Origin of the sequence: Propionivibrio sp., from assembly GCF_029255185.1 — a bacterium.
Classification (GTDB): Bacteria; Pseudomonadota; Gammaproteobacteria; order Burkholderiales; family Rhodocyclaceae; genus Propionivibrio.
Genome location: NZ_JAPUVO010000088.1, coordinates 56,759 through 64,883 on the forward strand (window position 1 = coordinate 56,759; position 8,125 = coordinate 64,883).

Annotated in this window: 5 protein-coding genes and 2 pseudogenes; 2 read left to right on the forward strand and 5 right to left on the reverse strand. The window is 58.9% G+C overall.

What is annotated here, in order from left to right:
* Positions 1–21: 21 nt before the first annotated feature.
* Together Q1J43_RS06435 and radA are read right to left on the reverse strand one after the other, a co-directional pair.
* Complete coding sequence (locus Q1J43_RS06435) at positions 22–2,553, reverse strand: FtsX-like permease family protein (protein WP_301101589.1); 2,532 nt, start codon at positions 2,551–2,553, stop codon at positions 22–24.
* Between the two features lie 7 nt (positions 2,554–2,560).
* Positions 2,561–3,925 (reverse strand): DNA repair protein RadA, encoded by a 1,365-nt coding sequence (gene radA, locus Q1J43_RS06440; RefSeq protein ID WP_301101590.1) that lies wholly within the window; start codon positions 3,923–3,925, stop codon positions 2,561–2,563.
* A 54-nt stretch (positions 3,926–3,979) separates the two neighbouring features.
* Here radA and Q1J43_RS06445 point away from each other — a divergent pair.
* Positions 3,980–4,099 (forward strand): annotated as a pseudogene (locus tag Q1J43_RS06445) (IS91 family transposase); the annotation flags it as partial.
* Here Q1J43_RS06445 and Q1J43_RS06450 read toward each other — a convergent pair.
* The gene (locus tag Q1J43_RS06450; RefSeq protein ID WP_301101591.1) at positions 4,065–6,224 is read right to left on the reverse strand and encodes a GMC oxidoreductase; all 2,160 of its coding nucleotides are present in this window, start codon (positions 6,222–6,224) and stop codon (positions 4,065–4,067) included. The pseudogene Q1J43_RS06445 and the gene Q1J43_RS06450 sit on opposite strands and share 35 nt — an antisense overlap.
* Before the next feature lie 43 nt (positions 6,225–6,267).
* A complete protein-coding gene (locus Q1J43_RS06455) occupies positions 6,268–7,569 on the reverse strand; it encodes an SDR family NAD(P)-dependent oxidoreductase (protein ID WP_301101593.1) in 1,302 nt (433 codons plus the stop codon).
* A 245-nt stretch (positions 7,570–7,814) separates the two neighbouring features.
* Here Q1J43_RS06455 and Q1J43_RS06460 point away from each other — a divergent pair, with 245 nt between their 5' ends.
* Positions 7,815–8,012: a hypothetical protein gene (locus tag Q1J43_RS06460; RefSeq protein WP_301101594.1), complete on the forward strand. Its 198-nt coding sequence runs from the start codon at positions 7,815–7,817 to the stop codon at positions 8,010–8,012.
* Here the strand turns inward: Q1J43_RS06460 and Q1J43_RS06465 are convergent.
* Positions 7,998–8,125: pseudogene (locus Q1J43_RS06465) on the reverse strand (ISAs1 family transposase); the annotation flags it as partial. The gene Q1J43_RS06460 and the pseudogene Q1J43_RS06465 sit on opposite strands and share 15 nt — an antisense overlap.

Consider the following 8,125-nt stretch of genomic DNA (forward strand, 5'->3'; position numbering starts at 1 on the left):
TTGCTTTAAGCTTCGCCAGTATCATCTACCAGCGCGCAAGGCTTCCAGCGGCGGCGCACCCAGAAGGCGTGCTGCGGCAAACCAGCCGGCGGCGGTTACCAGCGCTGCGCCACCGAGCAACGCAGCAGGCGGCAGCCAAAAATCGATCTCTACCTCGAACTGAAACACCCGGCGCGCCAAAAACTGGCCCACGGTAATCGCCCCAAACGCCGCAATCAACCCAGCCAGACCACCAATCGCCGCAAATTCGGCCAGCAGGACACGGCGTAGTTGCTCGCGGCGAGCGCCCAGCGCGCGCATCACTGCCAGCTCGTAGTGCCGCTCTTCGGCAGCCGAGGCCAGCGCCGCGTAGAGCACGATGATTCCGGCCGCCAGAGTAAATAGAAAAACGAACTGAACCGCCTGCGCAACCTGATCCATGATCGCCTGCAATTGCCGCACTATCGCCGCCACATCGACGACCGTCAGGTTTGGAAACTCGCGAATCAGCCGATTGACGAAGTCGGCCTGGTTGGGCGCCAGGTAAAAGCTGGTGATCCAGCTCGCCGGATACGCTTCCAGAACGGCGGGGGGAGTCAGGACAAAGAAATTGACCCGCATCGAATCCCAGTTGAGCTTGCGCAGTCCAAGCACCTGCATGTCGACCTTCTCGCCGGCGACGACGAACTCCAGACGATCGCCAAGCTTCAGACCCAGAGTCGTGGCCAGGCCGTCTTCGACAGAAGCCATGCCCCGCCCCGCATCATCGGCCGAAAACCAGCGCCCCGCCGTCACCGCGTTGCCCTGCGGCAGGTCCAGCCGATACGAGAGATTAAACTCGCGGTCGATCAAACGCTTGGCGCGTTCGTCCGCGTAGCTGGCCGGGCTGACATCGACGCCATTGACCCTGGCCAGACGCCCGCGCACCATCGGCGCGAAGTCCGCACTCAAATGATTATCGGCAAAGATGCGGCGCACGCCTGGCAGTTGATCGGGCTGGATGTTGACGACAAAGCGATTCGGCGCCTCGGGTGGGATGGCCCGACGCCAGGCATCAAGCAGATCGTTTCGGGTTACAGTGAGCAGCAGCAGTGCCATGAAACCCAGCGCGAGGGCAACGATCTGCACGACGCTGGCGATCGAGCGCCGCTCGAGACTGGCCAATCCGTAGCGCCAGCCGATACCGCCCTGCCCGGTGCGCGAACGCGCACCGCCACGCAACAGCGCTGCCAGACGAATCGCCACCCGCGCCAGAAAAGCAAAAAGCAACATCGCCACCGAAAAACCGCTGACCAGATAAGCGCCAAGGCGGATTTCGCCCGCCACCCAGAACATCAGTCCGGCCAGCGCCGCCAGTCCGAGCGCGTAGCCGCCAAGCAAACGCGCTTGCGGCAGGGTGCCGCTGGAAAACTCGCGGCGCAGCACACGCAGTGTCGACACCTGCTTGAGCTGGATCAGCGGTGGCAGGGAAAACCCGAACAGCAGCAGTACGCCGATGGCACTGCCTTGCAGCGCAGGCAATAGGCCGGGTTGTGGCAGCGGCGTGGCGAGCAGTTGGGCAAGCCAGGCGTAGAGCACGAAATGCGCCAGGTAGCCAAGGCCACAACCGAGCACAGCGGACACCAGACCAAGCAAGGCAAACTGGGCGAGAAAGACGTGCAGCAAAAAGCCCTGAGTGGCGCCCAGACAGCGCATCACCGCACAGGGATCAAGATGTCTTTGCATGTAACGACGTGTTGCCAGGGCGACGGCAACGGCGGCCAGCACCACGGTCAACAGCGCGGAAAGACTGAGGAATTTTTGCGCTCGATCGAGCGCCGTGCGGATCTCCGGACGCGCATTCTGGGCGTCCTCAATGCGTTCGCCGCGTTCAAGCGATTTCTCGACACGCGAGCGAAAAGCACTGACCGTCGGCACCTCACCGGCCAGCAGCAGGCGATAGGTAATCCGGCTGCCCGGCTGGATCAGCCCGGTCGCCTCCAGATCGGCGACATTCATCAGCAGGCGCGGCGCGACGCTGAAAAAATTGACGCCACGATCAGGCTCCAGGGTCAGGACTGCCCCTACGCGCAGGGGCTGCTGCCCGACCGCAAGTGTATCGCCCACATCGGCCGACAGTGCCGAAGCCAGTCGTTCGTCGATCCAGATCATCCCCGGCGCTGGAATACCGCTGGCAGGTGAGTCTGCAGCATTACGCCGGGCAGCGATGCGCAGGCTGCCGCGCAATGGATAGCCGTCGGAAACCGCCTTGATTTCGGCCAACTGGGCGCGCAGGGCATCACCCTGACCGAGGCTGACCATGCTCGGAAAAGTACGTGTCTCAGCCAGCGCCAAGCCCCGCTCGCGCGCCTGGGCGGTAATTTTTTGCGGCCACGGATGATCGGTCGTCAGCAGCAGATCGGCGCCAAGCAGTTGATTGGCCTCACGTTCCAGCGCCTGGCGCACGCGGTCGGCAAAAAAACCGACGGCAGTCAGCGCCGCCACCGCAATCACCAGCGCCGCCACCAGCAGGCGCAGCTCGCCAGCGCGCGCGTCGCGGCGCAGCATGCGCAGGGCGAAGAAAAAATGACTCATCGGCAACTCAATCGAGTTCGCGCAGACGATCGACCGCCTCTTCAACCCGACGCACGGCGATCACCTCGATTCCGGCAATCGGATGTTTGGGCTTGTTGGCCTCGGGGATCATCGCGCGCGTGAAGCCAAGCTTGGCGGCTTCCCTGAGCCGCTCTTGGCCGCGTGGCGCCGGGCGGATCTCACCGGCCAGCCCCACCTCACCAAATACGATAAGCTTACTCGGCAACGCCTTGTTTTTAAGTGAAGAAACAATTGACAAAAGCACCGAAAGATCGGCTGCCGGCTCGCTAATCTTGACCCCGCCAACGGCGTTGACGAAAACATCTTGATCAAAACAGACGATTCCCGCGTGGCGGTGCAGAACGGCCAGCAGCATGGCCAGGCGTTGCGCATCGAGACCGACGGTCAGGCGGCGCGGATTGCCGTGCGACTGGTCGACCAGCGCCTGAATCTCAACGAGCAAGGGCCGCGTTCCTTCCTGCGTGACCAGCACGCAGGAGCCGGGAACCTCCTGGCCGTGCTGCGAAAGAAACATCGCCGACGGGTTGTTAACCCCCTTGAGTCCCTTGTCGGTCATGGCGAAAACGCCGATCTCATTGACCGCACCGTAGCGGTTCTTAACCGCCCGGATCAGGCGGAAACTCGAATGGGTATCGCCTTCGAAATAGAGCACGGTGTCGACGATGTGTTCGAGTACGCGCGGTCCGGCCAGCGCCCCTTCCTTGGTCACGTGGCCGACCAGAATGACGGTGATTCCCGTCTGCTTGGCTAATCGCGTCAGTTGCGCCGCACACTCGCGGACCTGGGCCACCGAACCGGGTGCTGAACTGAGTTGATCCGACCACAGGGTCTGGATCGAATCGATAACCGCGACCTGCGGCCTTTCCGCCTGCAGCGTGGCGAGAATTTTCTCCAGATTGATCTCGGCCAGCAACTTGAGCTTGCGGGTATCGAGCGCGAGGCGCCGCGCGCGCATGGCGATTTGCTGGCCAGACTCCTCGCCGCTGACATAGAGCACGTGGTGCACCGCCGACAGCTCGGCCAGCGCCTGCAAGAGCAAGGTGCTCTTGCCAATTCCCGGATCGCCGCCGAGCAGAACGACGCCACCGGCGACCAGCCCGCCGCCGAGCGCCCGGTCAAACTCGCCGATGCCGGTCGGCAGCCGGTCTTCCTCGCGCGCCTCGATCTCTGAAAGCGTCTGAATCCTGGCCGTGCCGCCCAGGGCGGCAAAACGGCTGTTGCTGGCTGGCGCGGTCTCGGCGATGGTTTCGACCAGCGTGTTCCAGACACCGCAGCCCGGACACTGCCCCTGCCACTTGGGTACGCTGGCGCCGCATTCGGTGCAGGAATAAATGGATTTTGCCTTGGCCAAGTTCGAGTTTCCAATGATTGATTTAATACCGAGTGCAGCAGTCTGAAAAGGTTCAAGAGCGCCGGACTGACGCTGCCCAGTCGCTACCCGGAGAAGTGGATCGTCGACCGCAAATCGGTCGGCGACGGCGAGCCGGCGCTCATCTACCTCGGGCGCTATTTCTATCGCAGGGTCTCATTCGCGAAAAGGATAGGATGTGCTCGGCCACGCGCAGCGCGTTGGCGGCGATCGTCAATGAAGGATTGATGCCCCCGCTCGAGGGAAAGAAGGACGCGTCGACCACATAGAGGTTTTCTACCTCGTGGGCGCGATTCATTTTGTTCAGAACGCTAGTCTTTGGATCGTCCCCAAAGCGCACAGTACCCGACGCATTTGCTATCCCCTTCAGGGATTGTGAAATAGGCGCACGAAGATAAAAATACGGGCGAATCGCCTTCTCGTACATGCGCCTGAAGCGTACCAGGCGTTCCTGGTCATAGCGACTGATCCGGTAATGCACGCAGATTCGTTCCCGCCCATCGGGTGCTGGTTCCATGGCTTCCACTCGGTTCTCCCAATAGGGCAGATCTTCCATGATGATAGAGCCGATCCCTGAGCGGACAAAAAGGGCATCCAGACATCGAGCGATGCCCGCGTGAAAGTAATCAACTATTTTTGCCAGCCATGGATGTGTTCCTTGCGATAGAGAAAACAGATATTCCTTCATCGCTATCGAGCCGTGAACAAATTTCCCATAACATTGGACCGTTCCGTATTTAACGCCGTTAACGACATAAAAGTCGTTCCAGCCATTTTCTTTTAATGTGAACGGGTCCTTGGAGAAATTCCAGATACTGGGCAAAAGGTAGAGATCGGTGAGTTGGCGCATCAAATTACGTCCTACGGCCCCGGAACCGTTGGCCAGGCACTGAGGCCACAGCTCGGAACGGGACTGTAGAAGTAGGAGCGGGCTTGCCAAAGCGCCGGCAGCCAGGATCACTCGGCGACCGTGAAAACAAATTCCCTGCTGGCCGCGCCAACGGCCATGCACTGCCGTCACAGCACCTTGATTGGATTCGAGCCGGTCAACGGCAAATCGCGTCACCAACACCGCGCCGTGGTGTTCCAGAGCGGGTTGCAGGCAAGCTGTGGCCGCATCGTTCTTGCAGCCCTTGTCGCACAAGAAATTCTGACAGTACCGGCACCCCGCCTTCCATTCGCACGCCGAAGGGAGGGAATAGATATGAATGTTCTTCTTCCGCATGAGGCCTTCAATCATGCGCGTGGCCAGGTGCCGTGGAATCGTCGCTTTGAAGGATTCCCGCGTATCCCCACCACGAAAGGGGTCCGGCCCTTCGCGCGATTCAACGTGAAAAAGCGCTTCCGCCTCGGCGTAAAAAGGACGCAACTCGTGATAGCTGATCGGCCAGCGTTCGGGAAGCGTGCTTTCCGTGTCCCCTCGGTGATAACGCTTGGGCTCAAAATCTGAAAGGAAAAACCGCTCCATGACCATGCCATAGAGCGCCGACGAGCCTCCTGTCCCTATGCCCATGAAGGGCCGTATGAATTGGCCCTTGACCGCATCGAATATTTCACCCCACCAGCGTCCGCCTTGGAGGGACATTTCCTCTTCGGAATCTGGACCCATCGCTTGCTGAGACAATATCTCCATGTAGTCCCCACGCAAAGCCTTCGGGTTCGTGAGGTAATTCTCCCCTTTTTCCAGAAACAGCACGCGTTGACCACCCCGGGCCAAAGCGTAGCCCAGCGTCGCCCCGCCCATCCCGGTGCCCACGACGATGGCGTCCCAATAGGTTTTTGAAAGTTCCGATGGATCTTCTTCGGTGATGGGATTGCTTTCTTTCTCTTCGGATGCGCTGGCAAGAACGCGCTCCGCCCTCCACCTGAGGGCGACGTTCATCATGTCCAAACCTTGTCGTACATGCCCGGTGGTGAATGTTCCCAATAGGGGGAGCATCTTCCCGCGGAATCGTTCGCTGTGAACTACTCTTGTGCTGGTTGGTCCCAACGAAAACAGTTCAAAGGAATGTTCTCCATCGATCAGGCCGCTGACATTGAACAAATGGCCGAGCCAGACAAATTCGCGCTCCGGAACAACCTTAAGCACCTCCACTCGCGTCAATGCCGTCTGAGCACCCGGAAGGTGGACCTTAAAATCGATGAAGGAGCGCTCTTCGCCAGCACCGTGTACGTGGCTAATAAAAGGGTTCCAATCATTGTAGCCAGCCACGTCAAATACGAGTTGCCACACCAGGGCTATAGGCGCCTCAATTTGAATTTCTGTAGTGATGGCTCTCACTTAAAACGTCCTTTCTGCTTGCCAATTCGGCGAATCATGTGCCTCATGTTCCGTCGGATCGCTGGCCGGGGCGGAAACGGTGGCCCAGAGTCAGGATCACTACGCGCGCTGGAAAAACGGTGGCAAAGAGCCAGTGCAAAAACGGTCGCGGCCCTGGCGTGACGATGGGCATGCGCCTTGACAAATGGCCCAAGGAGATTTTTACCACTTCCGCCGGCAACATGAATTTCTCGAAAATTCCATACTTCTTTAAGCGTGGGAAAGCGGCCATGCCCGTCTCGGTGGGCCCGGCCAAAACGGTTTGAACCAGAATTCCTCGCCGCAGCCATTCACCGTACAGCGATTGACTAAACTCCAACACGAAAGCCTTGATCGCCGCATAGACAGTGATGTAGGGAACCGGTTGCACTGCCGCCAGCGACGACACATTGATGACCGCACTGGTGAGATGGGACTCCAGGTCCTCCCTGAACAGGTAGGTGAACTCGATCAGCGACCAGATCTGAACCTCGATCATCGACCGGTACACGTGCAACGGTGTGTCTTCAAAATAACCCCAGGTGTCGGAACCAGCGATGTTGCAAAGCACGCGAATCCGGATTCCTTCGGCATGCAGGGCGCGACGAAGATGTTCGCCGACGCTCGGATCGGCCAAGTCGTGCGCCATGACCTTGACCTCGATCTCGTCATTCTCGCGCAGCTGCGCCGCCAACTCCTCAAGCAATTCCACACGCCGGGCCAGCAAAATGACGTTGATTCCCGCAGCCACTAATTGAACCGCGTACTCTCGCCCAATACCGGACGAAGCGCCGGTCACCAACGCCCAGGAGCCGCGCAGGCGCTCCAGCGCCGCTTTGTCCTGATCGCCGAAACGCATGACCACACCGCGTTCTTTATCGAGCGTTTCTCCACCCTCGACGACGCTTTTCAGGGCATGATTCATCATTCCCAAGCCGATGGAGATGAGATCCCCGGACCACCATTTCCAAACCAAGGGAACCAGGAGACCCTGGATATTCTGCTTCTGAATGAAACGCGTTCGGTTCGGCCCCTCCTCCTCCAGTTGCAAAATGTATTCGCCGTCCATGATGCCCGGAATGTTCAAGTAGTGAGACTGATAAATCCATTCCTTCTCGGGAAGGAGCCGGAGCGTGCGGCAGCGATGGCGGGTCTTCCAAGCTTCTGGAAATTGAACGATCCCGCGAAAACTCTTACCCTCTTCGATGTCGCCTTCCATCAAGATTTCGTAAGGATTCCAACTGGGATAATTTTTAAAATCGGTCAGGACACGCCAGATGGCGGCGGGCGGCGCGTTGATAAGGATTTCGGTATAGATTTGTTTCATGCGGAGGCCCTTTGAATAATCATAGCCAGCTCATTCGCCATTCGCCAACGGAAAGAAATAGCCGAACAAACCTTAAACGAAATTTCGTGGGAAGCTCATACGTCGCCCGATGGCCCACTATAATGGCACAGCATCGAGTACAGACCCAAGCCACGCGGCGAGTGGTCGACAAATTGGCTGGCTATGCCACAGGTTCAGGAGAAACGCAAAAGCCTGGTTCAAAATGCCGCAAAAGGACAGTGCCCATGGTGACAGAAGCCAACGAGCGGAATGCAAGAACCACCAAAGCGCCAGGCATCAAGATAATCGACTGGCGCGTCTTGCTTATCACCTTCCCGCTTGAAGCCAGTCTGCTGACTTTATCGTTCATTGCAGCCTATACAAGTCACGCGGCCTGGCGTCTTGGGCTGTTCGCCAGGGCAATTGCATCAAATTCCCTTTAACCCGAGGAGACTGGCGCGATAAGCATCGGAAGAAGCGGCGAGAATGCGACGAGTATAGATACCCCCTTTTTTCTTGGAGGTATCGAGGCGGAAAAGATTGAGGACGAGGCGAC